Origin of the sequence: Xanthobacter sp. 91 (assembly GCF_000702385.1) — a bacterium.
Classification (GTDB): domain Bacteria; phylum Pseudomonadota; class Alphaproteobacteria; order Rhizobiales; family Xanthobacteraceae; genus Xanthobacter; species Xanthobacter aminoxidans.
Map to the genome: position 1 here is coordinate 2,962,467 of NZ_JNIB01000001.1, position 19,434 is coordinate 2,981,900.

General features: G+C 68.0%; 18 protein-coding genes. 3 read left to right on the forward strand and 15 right to left on the reverse strand.

Annotated features, from left to right (window positions below; all coding sequences use genetic code 11):
- The first annotated feature begins 88 nt into the window (after positions 1–88).
- Both A37E_RS0114025 and A37E_RS0114030 read left to right on the forward strand, forming a co-directional pair.
- A complete protein-coding gene (locus A37E_RS0114025) occupies positions 89–271 on the forward strand; it encodes a DUF1192 domain-containing protein (RefSeq protein ID WP_029557169.1) in 183 nt (60 codons plus the stop codon).
- Between the two features lie 290 nt (positions 272–561).
- Positions 562–963, forward strand: a complete 402-nt coding sequence (locus tag A37E_RS0114030; RefSeq protein ID WP_156026321.1) for a hypothetical protein — start codon at positions 562–564, stop codon at positions 961–963.
- A 98-nt stretch (positions 964–1,061) separates the two neighbouring features.
- Here the strand turns inward: A37E_RS0114030 and rpmE are convergent, their stop codons facing one another.
- Complete coding sequence (rpmE, locus tag A37E_RS0114035; protein WP_024277552.1) at positions 1,062–1,286, reverse strand: 50S ribosomal protein L31; 225 nt, start codon at positions 1,284–1,286, stop codon at positions 1,062–1,064.
- 175 nt (positions 1,287–1,461) lie between these two features.
- On the opposite strand from rpmE, the gene A37E_RS0114040 reads away from it, so the two are divergent.
- Positions 1,462–3,198 carry an ABC transporter transmembrane domain-containing protein gene (locus A37E_RS0114040; RefSeq protein ID WP_245279455.1) on the forward strand — a complete coding sequence of 579 codons (1,737 nt, stop codon included), beginning with the start codon at positions 1,462–1,464 and terminating at the stop codon, positions 3,196–3,198.
- 3 nt (positions 3,199–3,201) lie between these two features.
- Here the strand turns inward: A37E_RS0114040 and A37E_RS0114045 are convergent, their stop codons facing one another.
- From A37E_RS0114045 to A37E_RS0114110, 14 genes are all read right to left on the reverse strand, one after another.
- Positions 3,202–3,702, reverse strand: a complete 501-nt coding sequence (locus A37E_RS0114045; protein WP_081837592.1) for a GNAT family N-acetyltransferase — start codon at positions 3,700–3,702, stop codon at positions 3,202–3,204.
- Positions 3,703–3,880: 178 nt separating this feature from the next.
- Complete coding sequence (locus A37E_RS0114050) at positions 3,881–4,480, reverse strand: DUF2239 family protein (protein ID WP_029557173.1); 600 nt, start codon at positions 4,478–4,480, stop codon at positions 3,881–3,883.
- Between the two features lie 77 nt (positions 4,481–4,557).
- Positions 4,558–4,908: a DUF1850 domain-containing protein gene (locus A37E_RS0114055; RefSeq protein ID WP_051679024.1), complete on the reverse strand. Its 351-nt coding sequence runs from the start codon at positions 4,906–4,908 to the stop codon at positions 4,558–4,560.
- A gap of 18 nt (positions 4,909–4,926) precedes the next feature.
- Entirely contained in the window at positions 4,927–7,056 is a 2,130-nt protein-coding gene (locus tag A37E_RS0114060; RefSeq protein WP_024277557.1) for a TRAP transporter permease, read from the reverse strand.
- A 100-nt stretch (positions 7,057–7,156) separates the two neighbouring features.
- Positions 7,157–8,134, reverse strand: a complete 978-nt coding sequence (locus A37E_RS0114065) for a TAXI family TRAP transporter solute-binding subunit (RefSeq protein WP_024277558.1) — start codon at positions 8,132–8,134, stop codon at positions 7,157–7,159.
- Between the two features lie 130 nt (positions 8,135–8,264).
- Positions 8,265–9,443, reverse strand: a complete 1,179-nt coding sequence (locus A37E_RS0114070; protein ID WP_029557176.1) for an NnrS family protein — start codon at positions 9,441–9,443, stop codon at positions 8,265–8,267.
- Between the two features lie 33 nt (positions 9,444–9,476).
- Positions 9,477–10,508 (reverse strand): GTP 3',8-cyclase MoaA, encoded by a 1,032-nt coding sequence (gene moaA, locus A37E_RS0114075; protein ID WP_051679025.1) that lies wholly within the window; start codon positions 10,506–10,508, stop codon positions 9,477–9,479.
- A 3-nt stretch (positions 10,509–10,511) separates the two neighbouring features.
- On the reverse strand, positions 10,512–11,348 hold the full coding sequence (locus A37E_RS0114080) for a carbonic anhydrase (RefSeq protein ID WP_197023063.1): 837 nt from the start codon (positions 11,346–11,348) through the stop codon (positions 10,512–10,514).
- On the reverse strand, positions 11,335–11,736 hold the full coding sequence (locus tag A37E_RS27195) for a hypothetical protein (RefSeq protein ID WP_051679026.1): 402 nt from the start codon (positions 11,734–11,736) through the stop codon (positions 11,335–11,337). Before A37E_RS27195 ends, A37E_RS0114080 begins: the two co-directional genes overlap by 14 nt.
- A gap of 10 nt (positions 11,737–11,746) precedes the next feature.
- On the reverse strand, positions 11,747–12,589 hold the full coding sequence (locus A37E_RS0114090; protein ID WP_029557180.1) for a peptidylprolyl isomerase: 843 nt from the start codon (positions 12,587–12,589) through the stop codon (positions 11,747–11,749).
- A gap of 5 nt (positions 12,590–12,594) precedes the next feature.
- Positions 12,595–13,368, reverse strand: coding sequence for a respiratory nitrate reductase subunit gamma (gene narI, locus A37E_RS0114095; RefSeq protein WP_029557181.1), 774 nt, complete (start codon positions 13,366–13,368; stop codon positions 12,595–12,597).
- An 11-nt stretch (positions 13,369–13,379) separates the two neighbouring features.
- Positions 13,380–14,099 carry a nitrate reductase molybdenum cofactor assembly chaperone gene (gene narJ / locus A37E_RS0114100; protein WP_029557182.1) on the reverse strand — a complete coding sequence of 240 codons (720 nt, stop codon included), beginning with the start codon at positions 14,097–14,099 and terminating at the stop codon, positions 13,380–13,382.
- Complete coding sequence (narH, locus tag A37E_RS0114105; protein ID WP_029557183.1) at positions 14,099–15,634, reverse strand: nitrate reductase subunit beta; 1,536 nt, start codon at positions 15,632–15,634, stop codon at positions 14,099–14,101. Before narH ends, narJ begins: the two co-directional genes overlap by 1 nt.
- Positions 15,631–19,374, reverse strand: a complete 3,744-nt coding sequence (locus A37E_RS0114110; protein ID WP_029557184.1) for a nitrate reductase subunit alpha — start codon at positions 19,372–19,374, stop codon at positions 15,631–15,633. Before A37E_RS0114110 ends, narH begins: the two co-directional genes overlap by 4 nt.
- Positions 19,375–19,434 lie beyond the last annotated feature (60 nt).

A 19,434-nucleotide genomic window follows, 5' to 3' on the forward strand; every position in this document is an offset into this window, starting at 1 on the left:
CGCAAAATAGGGCGATCATACAGGAGGCACCCGCGCCTGAGGCAGCGGCGGTCGCCGCGGAGAATAGGGAAGGGGAGGAGCAAAGCCAATGGATGAGGAGATCAAGCCGAAGCCCGTCGATCCCTTGGCGGTCGCCGACGTGTCGCGTCTGTCGGTAGACGAGATCGAGGCGCGCATTGTCACGCTGAAGGCGGAGATCGCGCGGCTGGAGGCGGCGCTCGCCTCAAAGCACGCCTCCCGCGCGGCGGCGGATGCGGCGTTCAAGCTGTAGGGACGGAAAAGGCAGTTGGACCTTGGGCTTGCGCCGGGTCGTTTAGTGCGGAATGGGCGCGGCTAGCCGGTTCGCATTAACGCGGCGTTAATATCCGGCGCGCATTCTGATGTTGTCCGTCGGAAAAAATCCTCCCCGGACTTCTGGCAACTCTCCCTGTCGGACTGCGAGCCGCCGCAAGGCGGCTCTTCTTTGGCCAGCCCCCGATATCCCCAGTCTGATCAATGCAGTTCCCCTTTACGGGGATGCCCGCGCTGCGCTTCATGCCGGTCCAGTCACAGGAGCGGCCGGTGGACGAGGCGCGGGACAAGAGAGACGGGATCGCGCGAGGCTTCGAACGCCTCGCCGCGGCTGAGACACGCCTCGCCGGGTCTGCTCTCTCCGCAGCCGACCGCGAAACCCTCGCACGCCTGCGCTCGGATATCGCGGCAGGTCTTGTGCTGCTGCTCAGCCGGGCAGATGGATGCATCTCCCGGGCCGAGATGGCGGCCGCGGCAGCGCCGCTGAAACTGGTCCTTCCCGCAAACGTGATCGGGCGCCTGCCGGCCGCCGCGCGTCTCGCTGCGCTGGAACTTGTCGCCCTCGCCGAGGCGGTCAGCGCCGGACTCGTGGTGGCACAGGCGGCCGCGCCCCAAAACGAAAAGCCGCGACGGCGGCAGGGCCGCCCGCGGCTTGAACTCGTCATTCCCTGAGCCGGTCCCCTTGCGCGAACCGGTTGTGCGCTTGCGTCGCTGCGGCGGAGGCGCGCAGCTTCGCAGCGGCAACGAGGGGCCTGAAGGCCCCTCCGGCCTCAGCCCTTGAGGAGCGCGCCGAACTTGTTCTTGAAGCGGGACACGCGGCCGCCGCGGTCCATCAGCTGCTGGCTGCCGCCGGTCCACGCGGGATGGGTGCGCGGATCGATGTCGAGCTGGAGGGTGTCCCCCTCCTTGCCGTAGGTCGACCGGGTCGTGTACTCGGAACCGTCCGTCATCACCACCTTGATGAAGTGGTAATCGGGGTGGATGTCGCTCTTCATTGGTTCAATCCTTTATCGCCACGCCCGCCCCGCCGGGGGAGGCAGCGTCAATTTCGGTTCCTGACGGAAGTGGCGGGTCTATAGCCGAGTGGATGCCTTGACACAAGCCGACACCTCATCTGCCCCTGTCGACAGCCCCGAAACCCGCGCCGCCGCTGAGAAGCGCAGACGCGACCTGAAGCCGCTGGCGGGCCTTGCACCCTATCTGAAGCGGTATCGCGGCCGGGTGGCGGGGGCGCTCTGTGCGCTGCTGGCCGCCGCGCTCGCCACGCTCGCGCTGCCCATCGCCGTGCGGCGCATGATCGATTTCGGCTTCGCCGAGGACCATGCGGGGCTCGTGGACCAGTATTTCGGCGTGCTGGTGGCGGTGGCCGCAGTGCTCGCGCTCGCGTCCGCTTGCCGATACTACCTCGTCACCACCCTCGGCGAGCGGATCGTTTCGGACCTGCGCACGGCGGTGTTCGCCCGCCTCGTGACGCTGGATGGCGCCTTCTACGATTCGGCCCGCTCGGGCGAGCTTACCTCCCGCCTCACCGCCGACACCACGCAATTGAAGTCCGCGGTCGGCGCCTCCGCCTCTACGGCCCTGCGCAATCTCATGATGTGCATCGGCTCGGTGGCGATGATGGTTGTGACGAGCCCCCGCCTGTCCGGCCTCGTGCTGGTGGCCATTCCCATCATCGTGCTGCCGTTGATGGCTTCAGGCCGCAAGGTGCGCCGTCTGACCCGGCAGGCGCAGGACACCCTCGCCGATGCGTCCGCCTATGCCGCCGAGGCGCTGAACAGCATGCGCGCGCTGCAGGCGGCGAGTGCCGAGGGTGTGGCGCGGCAGCGTTTCGACGGCGCTGTGGAAGAGGCCTTCGGTGCCGCCCGGCAGGCGACCCAGGCGCGCGGCTGGCTCACCGGCATCGCCATCTTTCTGGTGTTCGGCTCGGTGGTGGCGGTGCTGTGGGCGGGTGCCCAGTCGGTGCTGGCCGGCACCATGACGTCGGGCGCTCTGGGCCAGTTCGTGCTCTATGCGGTGCTCGCTGCTGCCTCCCTTGGCAACCTTTCCGAGACCTGGGGCGAGATGTCGGCCGCCGCCGGCGCTGCCGAGCGCATCGGCGAACTGCTCAAGGTCGAGCCTCAGGTGCGCCCGCCGGTCCGGCCGGTGCCGCTGCCGGGGCGGGTCAGCGGCGCCATCCGATTCGACGAGGTGTCCTTCTCCTATCCCACGCGGCCCGGTCAATCGGCGCTCGCAGCCATTGCATTCTCCATCAGGCCCGGGGAGCGCGTCGCCCTCGTCGGCCCGTCCGGGGCTGGCAAGAGCACCGTGTTCCAGCTGCTGGAGCGCTTCTACGACCCGCAGGCCGGGCGCATCCTCCTCGACGACATCGATATCCGCGAGGCGGATCCCGTCGCCGTGCGGCGGCAGATGGCGCTGGTGCCGCAAGAGGTGGCCATCTTCGCCGACAGCGTGCGGGCTAACATCCGCCTCGGCCGCCCCGAGGCCACCGACGCCGAGGTTGAGGAGGCCGGCCGAGCAGCGCTGGTGGACGAATTCGTCGCCCGGCTGCCGCAGGGCTGGGACACCATGGTGGGCGAGCGCGGCGTGATGCTTTCCGGTGGCCAGCGGCAACGCATCGTCATCGCCCGCGCCATCCTGCGCGGCGCGCCCATCCTGCTGCTCGACGAAGCGACGAGCGCCCTCGATGCGGAAAGCGAGACACTGGTGCAGACGGCGCTGGAGCGGTCGATGGAGGGGCGGACCACCTTGGTCATCGCCCATCGCCTTTCCACGGTTCTGTCGGCCGACCGCATCCTGGTGATGGAAGCCGGTCGCATCGTGGACGAGGGCACCCATGCGGAACTGGTCGCCAAGGGCGGCCTCTACGCGCGCCTCGCCCAGCTTCAGTTCCATGCGGCGGCGTAGGCCTCAGGCGCCACGCCACTCCATCCGGTACGTCAGGCGGCCGGACATGGGGTTGGCGCCTTCGGAGACGATGGCGAGCCCCATCTTCTCGTAGAAGCGCACGGCGCGTGGGTTGTCCTGATTTACGTCGAGGGCGACGAGGGCAGGGGAGAGCCGGCGCGCCTCCGCCATGAGCGCCTCGGCCGCGCCCTTGCCCCAGGCGCGCGGCGCCACTGCGAGCTGGTCGAGATAGCCCGTGCCGGGATGGATGACGACGAAGCCGGCGACGGGGCCGTCCTTGTGCCCCTCCCGTGCCACGCGGATCAGCGCGCCGCCGGCGGCTAGGCTATCCAGATGGCTTTCCAGCCAAGGCAGGCGTGCGGGAAAATCGATATCGGGCATCGTCTTCGCCCAGGTCTCCACCCACAATTGCGCCATGGCTGGCCGGTCCTGAGGCGTCGCCGCAGCGAGAGCGTAGGCGGGAAGGGGCTCTTGGGGCGGTTCTTGGGCGGTCTGGTCGGACATGGCGGCTCCGGCGGTTGCCCCACACTGCGCCTGTCCGGTTGCCGTCGCTTTAATGCCTCCGCGGTTCAGGCCGGCAGCAGTTTCTCGATCAAGGAAAGCAGGCGCGAATCGCCCAGCGTCGCCGTTCGGCGGTCAGCCTCCTGTGTGGGCCGCAGATGGGTGGTGACTGGCGCGGGGGTCAGTCCGCCTCCGGCTCGTTGACCGCGTCGAAGGCGAGGTGGATGGCGTGGTCGCGCACGTCGGGCGGCCAGCCGGCTGTCGTCTGCTCCAGCCCCGCCCGGTCATCGGCAAACAGGGCGCGAGTGGCCTCTTCGTAGCCGGGCAGGTCGCCGGCCAGTGCCTGCATGAAATGATAGGCTGCGGTCTGAGCGGAGCGCCGCTGCTGCTGCGGTGCGCCCCGCCGCCGGGCCTCATCCACCAGGCGGCGCAGGGTCGCTGAGGCGCCGCTCGGCTGGGCGGCGAGCCAGTCCCAGTGCCGGGGCAGCAGCGTCACCTCGCGTGCGACAACACCCAGCTTCGGGCGGCCGCGGCCCTTGCCGGGGGCCTTGGGCTCGGTGGCATCCGGTGTGGAGGGGGGATCGAGGCGGGCGAGGATTTCGGGATCGCTGCCGCGCAGGTCGAGATCAATGAGCCGCCCGGTGGCATCGTCGAAGACGAGCACGCTCTCTCCGGCCTCGGTTGCCGCCTTCGCCGCCAGCGCCACGTCGGCGAGGGGACCACGCCGGAGGAGGCGCGTTCCGGCAAAGGCGGTGCATGGTTTGGCGGGGGAGGGGGACACGGGAGGGCTCCTGCTTTGGGCAGGAAAATACCCGGATAAAAATATCTGTCCAGCCCGATCGTCCGGCGGCCAGCCGCTTATTCGCAGATGGTCAGAGTCACTGGATCAGCATCGGGCGGCACCAGTTCGGCCATGGAGTGGCAGGTGCCGGCAATGCAGACCTGCCAGTCCGCCGTGGCGCCGGAGCGGCGCAGGATCACCTCCCGCTGCGGCGCCAGTGTGGGATGGGCGACGTAGAAGCCGTCCTTCAGCACGGCGTCCTCCGGCGGTTCCATGCCGGCGCCCGAGCCTTGGACACGCACCTCGGCGAGCACGAGGCCGTCGGAGGTGGCGCGCCAGTCCTCCTGCCACGCGCTCTTCTGCACCGAATGGGCCCAGGCGAGGGTGATGGCGGCGGCGAGCCGCACCACCGTCGCGCCCGTCGCCAAACAGACAAGGGCCACCCCTCAGGCCACGGCCGGACGCGACCGGTTCTTCCAGTAGTGCCAGCCAATGAAGGCGGCGGAGGCGGCAAAGCCGATCTCGTCGGTCATGGGCAGGGCGAGGATGAGCAGCGCCGCAGCGGCGAAGGCGATGATGCGCTCGATGACGTTGAGCGGCGCCAGCAGATAGCCGGTGGCGGTTGCGGCCCACAGGATGATCGCGACGATCGCCTTCACGAACACATAGGCGACCGCCGGCCAGAAGCCGATGAGATCGGCCATGGGGTCTCCGTTCTGCAGCATCAGCGCGGGGGCATAGACGGCCATGAACGGCACCACATAGCCGGCCACCGCGATGCGCGTCGCGATCCAGCCGATGGTTTGCCCCGACGCCCCCGCGATGGGCGCCGCCGCGAAGGCGGCCAGCGCCACCGGCGGCGTGAGGTCGGCCATGATGCCGAAATAGAAGACGAACATGTGAGAGACGATGAGCGGCACCCCGAGCGCCAGCAGCGCCGGGCCGGCGATGGATGCGGTGATGATGTAGTTCGGGATGGTGGGCAGCCCCATGCCGAGGATGAGGCAGGCGATCATGGTCAGCACCAGCGACAGGAACAGCGAGTTCTTGCCCACCTCCACCACGAAGGTGGCGAAGGTGGTGGCGACGCCGGTCAGGGTGAAGACGCCGATCATGGTGCCCACCAGCGCGCAGGCGATGCCCACGGGCAGCGCGTTGCGGGCGCCGTCCGCCATGCTCTCGATGCTGATGCGCAGCGTCTCGCGCCCGCCCTTCACGAAGAACAGGATCGCCACCAGCACCGCGATGACCGTGGCGACGCCGTTGATGCCGTATTCGACGAAGCTCGCCGCCGACAGGCCGAGCACGATCCAGAACACCACCCGCAGCCCGTAGGGGCCGATGAGCCGCGCTACCGGCGCGCCCAGCACGATGAGGGCGGTCAGCGCGAGACCCACCGTGCCAGCGAACAGCGGCGTGTAGCCGGAGAACAGCAGCCATACCAGCGCTGCCAGCGGCAGGATGAGGTACCAGTTGTTCTTGAGCGCCAGCCAGGCATTGGGGCACTTGTCCTTGGGCAGGCCGGAGAGACCGTCCTTGCCGGCCTCCAGATGCACCATGGCGAAGACGGTGAAGAAATAGAGGAAGGCCGGGATCACCGCCGCCGTGGCGATGGTGGCATAGGGGACATCGATGGTCTCGGCCATGATGAAGGCGACGGCCCCCATCACCGGCGGCATGATCTGCCCGCCCATGGAGGCGGTGGCCTCCACCGCGCCGGCGAAGGCCGGCTTGTAACCGAAGCGCTTCATCAGCGGGATGGTGAACTGTCCCGTGGTGACCACGTTGGCCACGCCCGAGCCGTTGATGGTGCCCATCAGTGCCGAGGAGATCACCGCCACCTTGGCCGGGCCACCCTTGGCGTGGCCCACCGTGCCCATGGCGAGGTCGTTGAACAGCTGGATCATCCCGGCGCGCTCGAGAAAGGCGCCGAACAGGATGAACAGGAAGATGAAGGAGGAGGAGACGTAGGTGGGCGTGCCGTAGATGCCCTCGGTGCCGAGAAACATCTGGTCCACCACCTGCACATAGTCGAACGGGCGGTGGTCGAGGGGCGCGGGCAGGTATTCGCCGAACAGGCCGTAGAGAATGAAGCCACCGCACATGATGGGCAGCGAGGCGCCCATGAGCCGGCGCGAACCCTCGAACACCAGCGCCACGGCAATTGTGCCGACCACGATGTCCAGGGTGGAGGGATCGCCCGCCCGCTGGATCAGCGCGGCGTAGAACACCCAGTGATAAAGCCCGACGATGAAGGAGAAGATGCCGAGGCCCCACAGCACGAGGCGCTCGGTGCCGGTCTTGTGGTTGGCGGCGATGGCGAAAACCACCAGAAGCAGGAAGCCCACGTGGATCGAGCGCACCACCTGGCTGGCGAGCGGGCTCCAGGCCGCCGTAATGACCTGGAAGGTGGAGAAGGCCACCGCGATCCAGAACACCGTGCGGCCCCACGTCCCCGGCCCCCAGGTGAGGTCGAGCAGCGCGTCGTCCACCACCACGGGCGCGCCGTGGTCGGGATTATTCACGTCGTGGCTCACCGGCGGGGCGGTCTGCGGGGTGTGGAGCGAGGAGGTCATGGATCAGGGCTCGCGGCGGCTGGCACGGTCTGGAACGGGAAACGGCGGCGCTGGAGCGCGCCGCCGGCAAGGCAATCGAGCGGGCGTCTGGCCCCTCGGATCAGGGCGTGACGCCCTTTTCCTTGAAGAACTTTTCCGCCCCGGGATGGAACGCCACCGGCGAACCCTTCATGGCATTCGCGAGGGTGATGGACTTCGCCGCGGAATGGGCGGCGGCCAGTTCCGGCAGGTTCTCGTAGATGGCCTTGGTGATGGCGTAGACCTCATCGTCCTTCAGATCGGACCGGGTGACGAGGAAATTCGGCACGGCGGCCGTCGCCACGTCCGCGCTCTGGCCCTCATACGTACCCGCTGGGATGGTGGTCTTGAGATAGGGTGCGCCGATCTTGTCGATCACCGCGCCGGGCACCTCCACCACCACGATCGGCACCGAGTTCGCGAGATCCTTGATGGAGGCAACGCCGAGGCCGGCGGACTGCAGGGTGGCGTCGAGCTGGCGGTTCTTCATCAGCTCCACGGATTCGGCGAAGGGCAGGTATTCGATCTTTCCGAGGTCCTCATACTTGAGGCCAGCCGCATTGAGAATGGCGCGGGCATTGAGTTCCGTGCCGGATTTGGGCGCGCCCACGGAGAGGCGCTTGCCCTTGAGATCGGCGATGGTCTTGATGCCGGAATCCTTGGAGGCCACGATCTGGATGTAGTTGGGATAGATGCCGCCCAGCGCCCGCACCTTGGTGAGCGGGGTCTTGAAGCCGGCCTCTTCCTTGCCGGCCGCGCCGTCGGCGAGGCTGTCGGCGAGGGTGAAGGCGACCTCGCCCTTGCCCTGCTGGATGAGGTTCAGATTCTCCACCGACGCCTTGGTCGCCTGCACCGAGGGGCGGGTGCCCGGCACCTTCTCGCCGATGACCTTCGAGATCGCGACGCCAAGCGGATAATAGACACCGGACGTCCCGCCGGTGAGGACGTTGACGAACTCGGCCCGTGCGGCCGCCGGGGCGAGGGCGAGCGCGCAGGAGAGGGCGGCTGCGGCGAGATGGGCGGGTCGAAAGGCTTTGGCTGCGGCGGACAGGCGCTGCATTGGCGTGCTCCCTTGTTATCGATCGTTGCAGGGAGGCTACCGTCTCGCACCGTAAAGGCCAGCGACTTTCTGACTCTTACGACTAAAGTCGTATGCGCGGTTGCAGGGTATGGCCAAGCTTCATCCGACCTCAGCTCCGTCGTACCAGCATCGGCCCGTAGATGATGACGAAGCCGGCGAACGCGGCGCACCAGAAGCCGGCCGCGGCCAGCATGAGCGGCGCCATCCATTGAGGGAGGCAAGCCATGGCGACGCGCGCCACAAGTGCTGCAACGACAAGGAGATAGACCGCGACGGTGCCGGGCGTTGCGGCAAGCGCCTGGCCGGAATGGCCGAGGGTCGCCCGTGTCATCATGGCCAAAGTCATGCCGCCGATGCCACCGATGGCCCACACGTGGAGCCCGACGGCGGGTGGCACATGATCCGGCGCCAGCGCCGTCGCTCCGGCCGCGAGGAAGCCCAGCGCCACCAGCAGGAAGGCGCCGTGCAGCACCAGAACCAGCGGGTCGGCGAAGGTCCGCCAGCCGCGCCAGCGGGCAAGCCGGGCCAGGGATGCAAGCCCGGCCGCGATCAGCGCGATGCCCGTCAAACCCTTGTCGGGAAAGGCGATCCAGCCAATGAGCGCCAGCGCGGAAATGCCGAGGGCATAGGCATCCCAGGGGTCGAACGGCGCGGGCCGTTGTTCATTCGGCCGCCGGGCCAGCCAGTTGCCGGTGAAGCTCGGCACCACCCGGCCGCCGAACAGAAGGATGAGAAAGAGGATCAGGGCCAAAGCCGCCCGCCCCGCATGGTCGGCATCGCCGGTGAAATGGGCTTCCAGATGGAAGGCGAGATTGGCGCCGGCGAGCAAGCCCACCACAGCTATAACCTTGAGATTTCGCCAGTTTTTACCCGCCGTGACCTCCCGCGCCACCACCAGCGCGAACACGGCGAGGAAGGCCACGTCGATCACCGCTGCCGTGGCCCAGCCAATCTTGGCGGAGACGAGCACGGCGGCGCGGCCCGCAAACCAAAGCAGGACAAGGCTTCCGAGAGCATTTCCCGCCACCGGCAGGCGGCCGGTCCAGTTGGGGATGGCGGTGAGAAGGAAGCCGGCGATGACGGCGGCGCCGTAGCCGAACAGCATCTCGTGGGCGTGCCATTCCACGGCGGAAAATGCAGTCGGAAGAATGACTTCGCCGAGGAATACCGCCGGCCAGACAGCGATGGCGACAAGGGCGAACAGGCCGGCGCCGAGGAAGAAGGGGCGGAAGCCCCGGCTCAGCAGGGCGAGGCCGGTGAAGGCGCGGAGAGTGGCGGCGGTGCGCATGGCTATAGTCCTGAAATATAGAAAGAATTTTTCTCAGCCACCCAGCGCCGACATATGCCGTGCCAGGGCCGGGGCGCCGCCGCGGGTGATGACGAAATCGTGCCCGCGGGGCTTCGCGCGGATGGCATCGGCGATGGCCTCCGCCATCGCTGCCTCGCCGCCAGTGCGCAGGCAAGTCTTTAGATCCACTGCATTTTCCTGGCCGAGGCAGGTGTAGAGAACACCCGTCGCGCTTACCCGGATACGGTTACAGCTCTCGCAAAAGGAGTGGCTCATGGGGGTGATGAAGCCGATGCGGCCTCCGGTCTCCGCGACGCGGGCGTAGCGGGCGGGGCCGCCGGTGCGTTCCGGCGTGTCGATCAGGGAAAAGTGCTGCTCGATCAAGGTCCTGAGCTTGTCGAGCGGCAGGTATTGATCGACCCGGTCCACCCCCACGTCGCCCAATGGCATGGTCTCGATGAAGGTGATGTCCATGCCGTGCCGGTGGGCGAATTCGATGAGTTTCACCACGTTGCCGGGTGTGGAATCGGCGAGTGCCACCACGTTCAGTTTCACAGTCAGTCCGGCATTCAGCGCCGCACGGATTCCGTCCATCACGACGGCCAGCGATCCGCGCCGGGTGACTCGCTTAAAGGTATCAGGGTCCAGCGTGTCGAGGGACACATTCACCCGCCGCACCCCGAGCCGCGCGAGGTCGTCCGCGTGGCGGGCGAGCTGGGTGCCGTTGGTGGTCAGCGTCAGCTCCTTCAGCGCGCCGGAGGCGAGGTGGCGGGAGAGGGAGGCGACGAGGTCCATGATGCCTCGGCGCACCAGCGGCTCGCCGCCGGTGAGGCGCAGCTTGGTGACGCCCTGGCGGATGAAGGCGGTGGCGAGGCGGTCCAGCTCCTCGATGGAGAGCACCTCGTTGCGCGGCAGGAAGGTCATGTCCTCCGCCATGCAATAGACGCAGCGCAGGTCGCAGCGGTCGGTCACGGAGAGGCGCAGATAGGTGATGCGGCGGCCGAACAGGTCGATGAGCGAGCAGGGCGACGCCGGTACGGGGCAGGGGGCGATCTGGGTGGGCATGGGTCAGGCCTCCTCCGCCCCGCGGGCGGATGGCGAGGGAAAGGCGCCGCAGGTACAGGCACCGACGCCACAGGCGCCGAGGGCGGGAAACACCTCCGCGTCCATCTCCAGGAAGGCGGCGATGGCGTGCCGCCGGGCGGCGGTCATGGGCTCCAGGGGGGCGGCGATGAGATCGTCGAGGGGCGGCAAAGCGGCGAAGTCTTCGGGCGAGGAAATGGTGGTGCCGAGGTCGCGCAGGAGGCCGTCGCCGATGCCGTAGATCCAGCCGTGCACCGTCACCTGATGGTCGCGCGCCCAGGCGGATTTCATGACCGGTGTGGCGGCGAGGCGGCGCATCTGCAGGGCGACGTTCAGCTCGCACATGCGGTCGATCTGCCGGGCAGCATCGCCGGCCGCCGCGATGTCCCGGCGGTGGCGGCAATAGAGATCGACGATGGGGGCGAGCCAGTGGTCCACCAGCGCGCTGCCGCCGGTGCCGGCGGCATTCTCCAGCGCGCGCCGCACGCCGCCGCAGCCATAGTGGCCGCAGACGATGACATGGCGCACGCCCAGCACTTCCACGGCGAATTCCAGCACCGCCAGCATGTTCATGTCGCTGGAATGGATGACGTTGGCGATGTTGCGGTGGACGAACAGCTCGCCGGGGTCGAGCCCCACCACATCGTTGGCCGGCACCCGGCTGTCGGAGCAGCCGACCCACAGGAAGCGCGGCGCCTGCTGCTCGGCGAGGCGGCGGAAGAAGGTGGGGTCCGCTTCCGTCTTGGCGCGCGCCCAGGCGAGATTGTTGTCGAACAATTCGTCGAGGATGCCGTCCGGGCGGGGGCGCTCAGCCGTGCCCATGGTGGCCCCCACCGTGACCCCCACCGTGCCCTCCACCCCCACACCCGCCCCCGCCGCCGCAGCCACAGCCGTCATGGCCTGCGCCTTCGGCTTCGCGGGCGGCAGAGGCCGCATCGTCCTTCAGGGCCCATTCGGTCATGGTCCTGAGGCAGGTGGCAGCCGGGTCGGTGCTGCGCTCCAGCGCGGTCATCAGCGCCAGCCAGTCCTCGTCGCCCGCCTGATCGCCGAAGCGGGCGCAGGCGGAGGCGGCATAGTCCGCCGCGCTCTCCCCATAAGGCGCCCCGGCCGCATCGGCGCGGGCGACGAGGGAGAGATCGCCAAGGCCGAGGAGGGTTTCCTGCGCAAAGCGTTCATCGCGCAGGCGCCGCAGCAGGCTTCCGAGCAGCATGGCGGCCCCCCTATTGCACGAGGGGCGATTGCGCCCCTTCCATGGAGATGCCGCGAATGTCGGCGCGGCCGATGAGCAGGCTCACATACTGGCGCATGGCGGCGTGCCAGGAGGACAGCTCCAGATGGCCGGCAATGGCCTCCCGCACCATCTCGAACGGCAGGTCTCGCCCCTCAACCCGATGAGCAAGACGCACGATGTGGAAGCCGTAGCGCGTCTCCACCGGCACGGGGTGGATGGCGCCCGGCGCCATGGCCGCCAGCGCCGCCTCGAACTCCGGCACGGTCTGGCCCTTGCCGATCTGGCCGAGGCTGCCGCCGACCTCGCGGGAGGGGCAGGCGGACGTTTCGCGCGCCGCGGTCTCGAACGCCACGGCGCCGGAGAGAAGGGCTGTGAGCAAGGCGTCGGCCTGCTCCCGCGCCACTTGCCGGGCGTCCGCGTCGGTCGGGTCGGCGGCGATGAGGATGTGCGCCACCTCATAGAGGTCGCCGGTGCGGAAGAGGGCGGGGTTGCGCGCGAAGTAGCGCCGGCAGGTGGCCTCGTCCGCCGTGGGCACCTTCACCTCTTCCTCGAGCAGGGCGCGGATGACCGCCTCTTCCTCGGTCTCGCGGCGGTCCTCGTCGTCCTCCTCCGGCGTGGCGGCGGTGCCGAGGCGGTCGGCCTCGGCGAGGAGCAGCTGCCGCACCACGAGGGCATGGGATGCGGCCTGCCATGCGGCGGCGGGGTCCGACGCCGCATGGTTCTGCGCCTCGCGGGCGATGTCGGCGCGGGCGATGGTGACGCCGTCCACGGAGAGTTCCTGCGGCCGGCGCCCGGCGGGGCGGGGTGCGGTGCGGCTGACGATCTCGACCATGGCTCTCACTCCGCCGGATTGCTGAGAGGACGGGCGGCGGGGCGCACGGCCGCCGTCGCCGGCTGCGGGCGCATGGCGACGGGCTTGCGGGCAGGCCGGCGCGAGCGCACCACCTGATAGCCGGGCCGGCCGAGGTACCAGACCGGCGCGCTCCACACATGCACGAGGCGGGTGAAGGGGAAGACGAGGAAGATCGTCATGCCCAGCACGAGGTGCGCCTTGAAGATGGGGCTCACGTCCGCCACATAGGCGGCCGCCGCCGGCTGGAGGGTGAGGATGCCCTGCGCCCAGTTCATGAACTTCACCATCTCGTGCCCGTCCATGTGGTGGAGCGAGACGAAGATGGTGGAGAGGCCGAGCGTGAGCTGCGCCCACAGGAGAAGCAGGATGGCGGTGTCGCCGAAGCTGGAGTTCGCCCGGATGCGCGGATCGAACAGCCGGCGGTGGGCCAAAAGCGCGATGCCGATGAAGCACATGACCCCGGCGATGCCGCCCACGGTGATGGCGAGACCCTGCTTGAAGCTGTGCGAGATGCCCAGCGCATCGAACACCCAGATGGGGGTGAGCAGGCCGCCGGCATGGCCGATGAAAATGACGAGGATGCCCACATGGAAGAGGTTCGATCCCCAGCGCAATTGCCGCTTGCGCAGCAGCTGCGAGGAGCCGGTCTTCCAGGTGTATTGCTCGCGGTCGAACCGGATGAGGCTGGCGACGAGAAACACCGTGAGGCAGAGGTAGGGATACCAGCCGAACAGGGCTGAATTGATGGCCTGCGACATGGTCGTCTCCTTCAGGCGGCAGGTTGAGGCGCCGGGTGGCGCACATCGCGCTGGGCGGCGCGGAGCTGGGTGCGGAAGCGATCGACGCCGCAGGAGGCGGCATCGCCGGGGCCGAAGGTGACCGCGGTCTCCTCCCACTCCTTGTCCAGCGCATTGAGGTCGAGGGCAGCGAGGTCTTCGGTGTGGGGCGCGGGCTCCTGAGTGGGCGCCAACACCGCTTCGGGGCCGGCAAGGTGGCGCACGGCGGTGAGCACGGCGGCATAGAGCGAGCCGCGCTCGTTCAGGCGCTCTTCCAGCGTGGCGAGGATGTGGTCCACGTCGGCGAGCAGCCCCTGCGCCTCCGCCTCCGGACGGGTGGCGAGGAACTCCAGGAACAGGGGCAGAAAATCCGGCAGCTCGTTGGCGTCGATGGCGAGGCCGCCCTGCGCGTAGAGCGCCGCGAGGTCCACCATGGCCTGCCCGCGGTCGCGGCTTTCCCCATGCACATGCTCGAACAGATGCAGGGACAGGCGCCGCGTGCGGTCGAAGAGGCTCACATAGGCCTCCTGCAGATCATAGAGGTCTTCGCCCGCCAGCGAGCGCAGCAGCGGCATGAGGCCGAGGCGGGTGGGGGCATCCAGCCGGCCGTCTTCGGTGAGCGCCTCGGCGAGGTGGGGCGCCGCATCCTGCAACGCCGCCTCGGGATAGAGGAGGAGGCGGGAGAGGGCCTTGAGGGTGAGGTTGTCGTCCATCACTCCACCTCCATCGGTGTCTTGGTGCGCCGGCCGGGCGTGTGGGTGGGGCTGCCGAACAGGTTCACATCGCTGTCCCCGCCCGAGCAGCCATTGCCGAAGGAGAAGCCGCACGAGCCGCGCAGATCGAACGGGTCTTCCCCCGCCTCGCGATGGGCGGTGGGGATGACGAAGCGGTCCTCGTAATTGGCGATGGCCATGGTCTGGTACATGTCCTCGATGTCCGCGCCGGTGAGGCCGACCCTGGTGGCGATGCCCCCTTCGAGGCGGCCGTCCACCGTCTTCGCCCGCATGTAGGCGCGCATGGCGAGCATGCGTTCCAGCGCCAGGGCGACCGGCTCCTCGTTGCCGGCGGTGAGCAGATTGGCGAGGTAGCGCAGCGGGATGCGCAGGGAGCGCACATCCGGCATCTCGCCATCCATGCCCATCTTGCCGGCGGTGGCGGCGGACTGGATGGGCGAGAGCGGCGGCACGTACCAGACCATGGGCAGGGTGCGGTATTCGGGATGGAGCGGGAAGGCGACCTTCCACTCCATGGCCATCTTCCAGATCGGCGAGACCTTCGCCGCCTCGATCCAGGCATCCGGCACGCCATCGGCGCGGGCCTGGGCGATGACGGCGGGGTCCTTCGGATCGAGGAAGAGGTCGAGCTGGGCCTGGTAGAGCTTCTTCTCGTCCTTCACGCTGGCCGCTTCCTCGATGCGGTCGGCGTCATAGAGCAGCACGCCGAGATAGCGGATGCGCCCGACGCAGGTCTCCGAGCACACGGTGGGCTGGCCCGCCTCGATGCGGGGATAGCAGAAGATGCATTTCTCCGACTTTCCCGAAGACCAGTTGTAATAGATCTTCTTGTAGGGGCAGCCCGAGACGCACATGCGCCAGCCCCGGCACTTGTCCTGATCGATGAGGACGATGCCGTCCTCCTCCCGCTTGTAGATGGCGCCGGAGGGGCAGGCGGCCGCGCAGGTGGGATTCAGGCAGTGCTCGCACAGGCGCGGCAGGTACATCATGAAGGTGTTTTCAAACTGGCCGTAGATCTCGGCCTGCATACCCTCGAAGTTCACGTCCTTACGCCGCTTGGCGAACTCGCCGCCCAGGATTTCCTCCCAGTTCGGCCCCCACTCGATCTTCTCCATCCGCTCGCCGGAAACGAGGGAGCGCGGGCGGGCGGTGGGGAAGGCCTTCGATTCCTTCGCGGTGTGCAGGTGCTCGTAATCGAAGGTGAAGGGCTCGTAATAATCATCGATCTCCGGCAGGTCCGGATTGGCGAAGATGTTGGCGAGCACCCGCCATTTCGCGCCGATGCGCGGCTCGATATTGCCGTTCTGCTTGCGGCGCCAGCCGCCGTTCCACTTCTTCTGGTTCTCCCACTCGCGGGGATAGCCGACGCCGGGCTTGGTCTCCACATTGTTGAACCAGGCGTATTCCACGCCCTGGCGGCTGGTCCACACGTTCTTGCAGGTGACGGAGCAGGTGTGACACCCGATGCACTTGTCGAGGTTCAGCACCATGGCGATCTGGGCGCGGATCTTCATTGGGCCATCTCCTTTTCGGAAGCGGCCGGCAGCTCGTCCTCGAGCCAATCGACCTTGTTCATCTTGCGCACCACCACGAACTCGTCGCGATTGGCGCCGACCGTGCCGTAATAGTTGAAGCCATAGGATTGCTGGGCGTAGCCGCCGATCATGTGGGTCGGCTTCAGCACCGTGCGCGTCACGGAATTATGGATGCCGCCGCGCTTGCCGGTCATTTCCGAGCCGGGGGTGTTAATGATCTTCTCCTGCGCGTGATACATCATGGCCATGCCCGGCATGACACGCTGGGAGACCACGGCGCGGGCGGTCAATGCGCCATTGGCGTTGAACACCTCCACCCAGTCATTGTCGGCAAGGCCGGCCGCGCGGGCGTCGTCCTCGCTGATCCAGATCACCGGCCCGCCCCGGTTGAGGGTGAGCATCAGTAGATTGTCAGTATAAGTTGAGTGGATGCCCCACTTTTGGTGCGGCGTGAGGAAGTTGAGCACGATCTCGGTATTGCCGTTGGGCTTGGCATTGCGATGGCCGGTGATGGTCTTCAGATCCACCGGCGGCTTCCAGGTGACGAGCTCCTCGCCGAAGGCTCGCATCCACAGATGGTCCTGATAGAGCTGCTGGCGGCCGGTGAGCGTGCGCCAGGGGATCAGCTCGTGGACGTTGGTGTAGCCGGCGTTGTAGCAGACCTTCTCGCTCTCGATGCCCGACCAGGTGGGCGAGGAGATGATCTTGCGCGGCTGCGCCTGCACGTCGCGGAAGCGGATCTTCTCGTCTTCCTTGGGCAGCGCGAGATGGGCGTGCTCGCGGCCGGTGTTCTGGGAAAGCGCCTCCCACGCCTTCACCGCCACCTCGCCATTGGTCTCCGGCGCCAGCATGAGGATGACCTCGGCGGCGTCGATGTCCGTTTCGATCTTCGCAAGGCCCTTGGCCGGACCGTCGCGATGGGTGCCGTTGAGGGCGCGCAGGGCGTCCACCTCATGCCCGGTCTTCCAGCTGATGCCCTTGCCGCCGTTGCCGATTTTCTCCATCAGCGGTCCGAGCGCGGTGAAGCGGGCGTAGGTCGCGGGATAGTCCCGCTCCACCACGGTCACGCTGGGCATGGTCTTGCCGGGAATGGGCTCCACCTCGCCCTTGCGCCAGTCCTTCACGTCCAGCGCCTGCGCGATCTCGGCGGGGGTGTCGTGGAGGATGGGGGTGAGCACCGTGTCGGTCTCCACCCCCAGCACCTCGGGTGCCACGGCGGAGAAGGTGCGGGCGAGGCCCTTGTAGATGTCCCAGTCGGAGCGCGCTTCCCACGCCGGGTCCACCGCCGCCGAGAGCGGATGGATGAAGGGGTGCATGTCCGAAGTATTCAGGTCATTCTTCTCGTACCAGGTGGCGGTGGGCAGCACGATGTCCGAGTAGACGCAGGTGGTGGACATGCGGAAGTCCAGCGTCACCAGAAGATCGAGCTTGCCGGTGGGCGCCTCCTCGTGCCACGCGACTTCCGTGTTGCGCACCGCGCCCTCGGCGCCGAGGTCCTTGCCCATCACGCCGTGCTGGGTGCCGAGCAGGTGCTTGAGGAAGTATTCGTGCCCCTTGCCCGAGGATCCCAGCAGGTTGGAGCGCCAGACGAAGAGGTTGCGCGGCCAGTTGTCCGGGTGGTCCGGGTCGTGGCAGGAGAGTTCCAGCTCGCCGCTCTTCAGCGCCGAGGCGACGTAGTCCTTCACCTCCTTGCCGGCGGCCTTGGCCTTGGCGGCGATGGCGAGGGGGTTCTGCTTCAATTGCGGGGCGGAGGGCAGCCAGCCCATGCGCTCGGCGCGGACGTTGTAGTCGATGAAGCTCTTGTCCCATTCGCCCTTGGGCGCGGTGGGGGAGAGGATTTCGCCGGCGGTCAGCGTCTCGTAGCGCCACTGGTCCGTGTGGGCATACCAGAAGGAGGTGGCGTTCTGGTGCCGGGGCGGGCGCGACCAGTCGAGGCCGAAGGCCAGCGGCTGCCAGCCGGTCTGCGGCCGCAGTTTCTCCTGCCCCACATAATGCGACCAGCCGCCGCCGGACTGGCCGATGGCGCCGCAGAACACCAGGAGGTTGATGACCCCCCGGTAGTTCATGTCCATGTGATACCAGTGGTTCATGGCCGCGCCGATGATGATCATCGAGCGCCCGTTGGTCTTCTCCGCATTGGTGGCGAACTCGCGCGCCACGGTGATGATGGCATCGCGCTTCACGCCGGTGATGCGCTCGGCCCAGGCGGGGGTGAAGGGCACGTCCGCGTCATAGGAGACGGCGACATTGCCGCCGCCGAAGCCCCGGTCGAGGCCGTAATTGGCCATCATGAGATCGTAGACGGTGGCGACCTTCATCACGCTGCCGTCCGCGCCCTGGATGAGGCGGACGGGCAGGTTGCGCGTCAGCACCTCGCCATGGTTCGTGGCCACGAAATGCTCGGTGGCGCGGCCGCCGAAATAGGGGAAGTCCACGGCCGCGATCTCATCCGCATGGTCCTCCAGCGAGAGGCGTAGGCGCAGGGCGCGGCCGGTGCCGTCCTTCTCCTCCAGATTCCATTTCGCCTGCTCGCCCCAGCGGTGGCCGATGGAGCCCACGGGGGCGACGAGATCGCCGCTCGCCTCATCGAAGGCGACGGTCTTCCACTCGGGATTGTTGGTCTCGCCGAGGCCGCCGGGGAGGTCCGACGCGCGCAGCATCCGCTCCGCCACGAGGCGGCCGTCGCGCTCCACGAGCCGCACGAGGAAGGGCATGTCCGAGTAACGACGCAGGTAATCGTCGAAGTAGGGCACCTGCCGGTCAAGGTGATATTCGCGCAGGATCACATGGCCCATGGCGAGCGCCAGCGCGGCGTCGGTGCCCTGCTTCGGGTTCAGCCAGATGTCGGCGAACTTGGTGGCCTCGGCATAGTCCGGCGTCACCACCGCGCTCTTGGTGCCCTTGTAGCGCACCTCGGTGTAGAAATGGGCGTCCGGCGTGCGCGTCTGCGGCACGTTGGAGCCCCAGACGATGATGAAGCCGGCATTGTACCAGTCGGCGCTTTCCGGCACGTCGGTCTGCTCGCCCCAGGTCTGGGGAGAGGCCGGCGGCAGGTCGCAATACCAGTCGTAGAAGGAGAGGCAGACGCCGCCGAGCAGCGAGAGATAGCGCGCGCCCGCCGCGTAGGACACCATGGACATGGCCGGGATGGGCGAGAAGCCCGCCACCCGGTCCGGGCCGTGGGTGCGGATGGTGTAGGCGTTGGCGGCGGCGATGATCTCGTTCACCTCGTCCCAGGTGGCGCGCACGAGCCCGCCATGGCCACGGATGGAGGTGTAGGAGGCGCGCTTTTCCGCATCGCCGACGATGGAGGCCCAGGCGGCGACCGGCGGCAGCTTCGCCCGCGCCTCGCGCCAGAGCTTGAGGAGGCGCCCGCGCACCATGGGGTGCTTCACCCGCGCGCCGGAATAGAGATACCAGCTGTAGGAGGCGCCACGGGCGCAGCCGCGCGGCTCGTGGTTCGGCAGGTCGGGCCGCGTGCGGGGATAGTCCGTCTGCTGGGTTTCCCAGGTGACGATGCCGCCCTTCACGTAGATCTTCCACGAGCAGGAGCCGGTGCAGTTCACGCCGTGGGTGGAGCGCACGATCTTGTCGTGCTGCCAGCGCTTCCTGTAGCCGTCCTCCCACGAGCGATCCTCGTGGGTGACGATGCCGTGGCCGTTGGAGAAGGGCTCGGTCTCGCGGCGGAAGAAGGTGAGCCGGTCGAGGAAATGGGACATGGGTAGAGCCTTCCGTGTGTTTTCGCTCAAGCGCCGCGCGGGCTTGACCAGCGGTTCGCG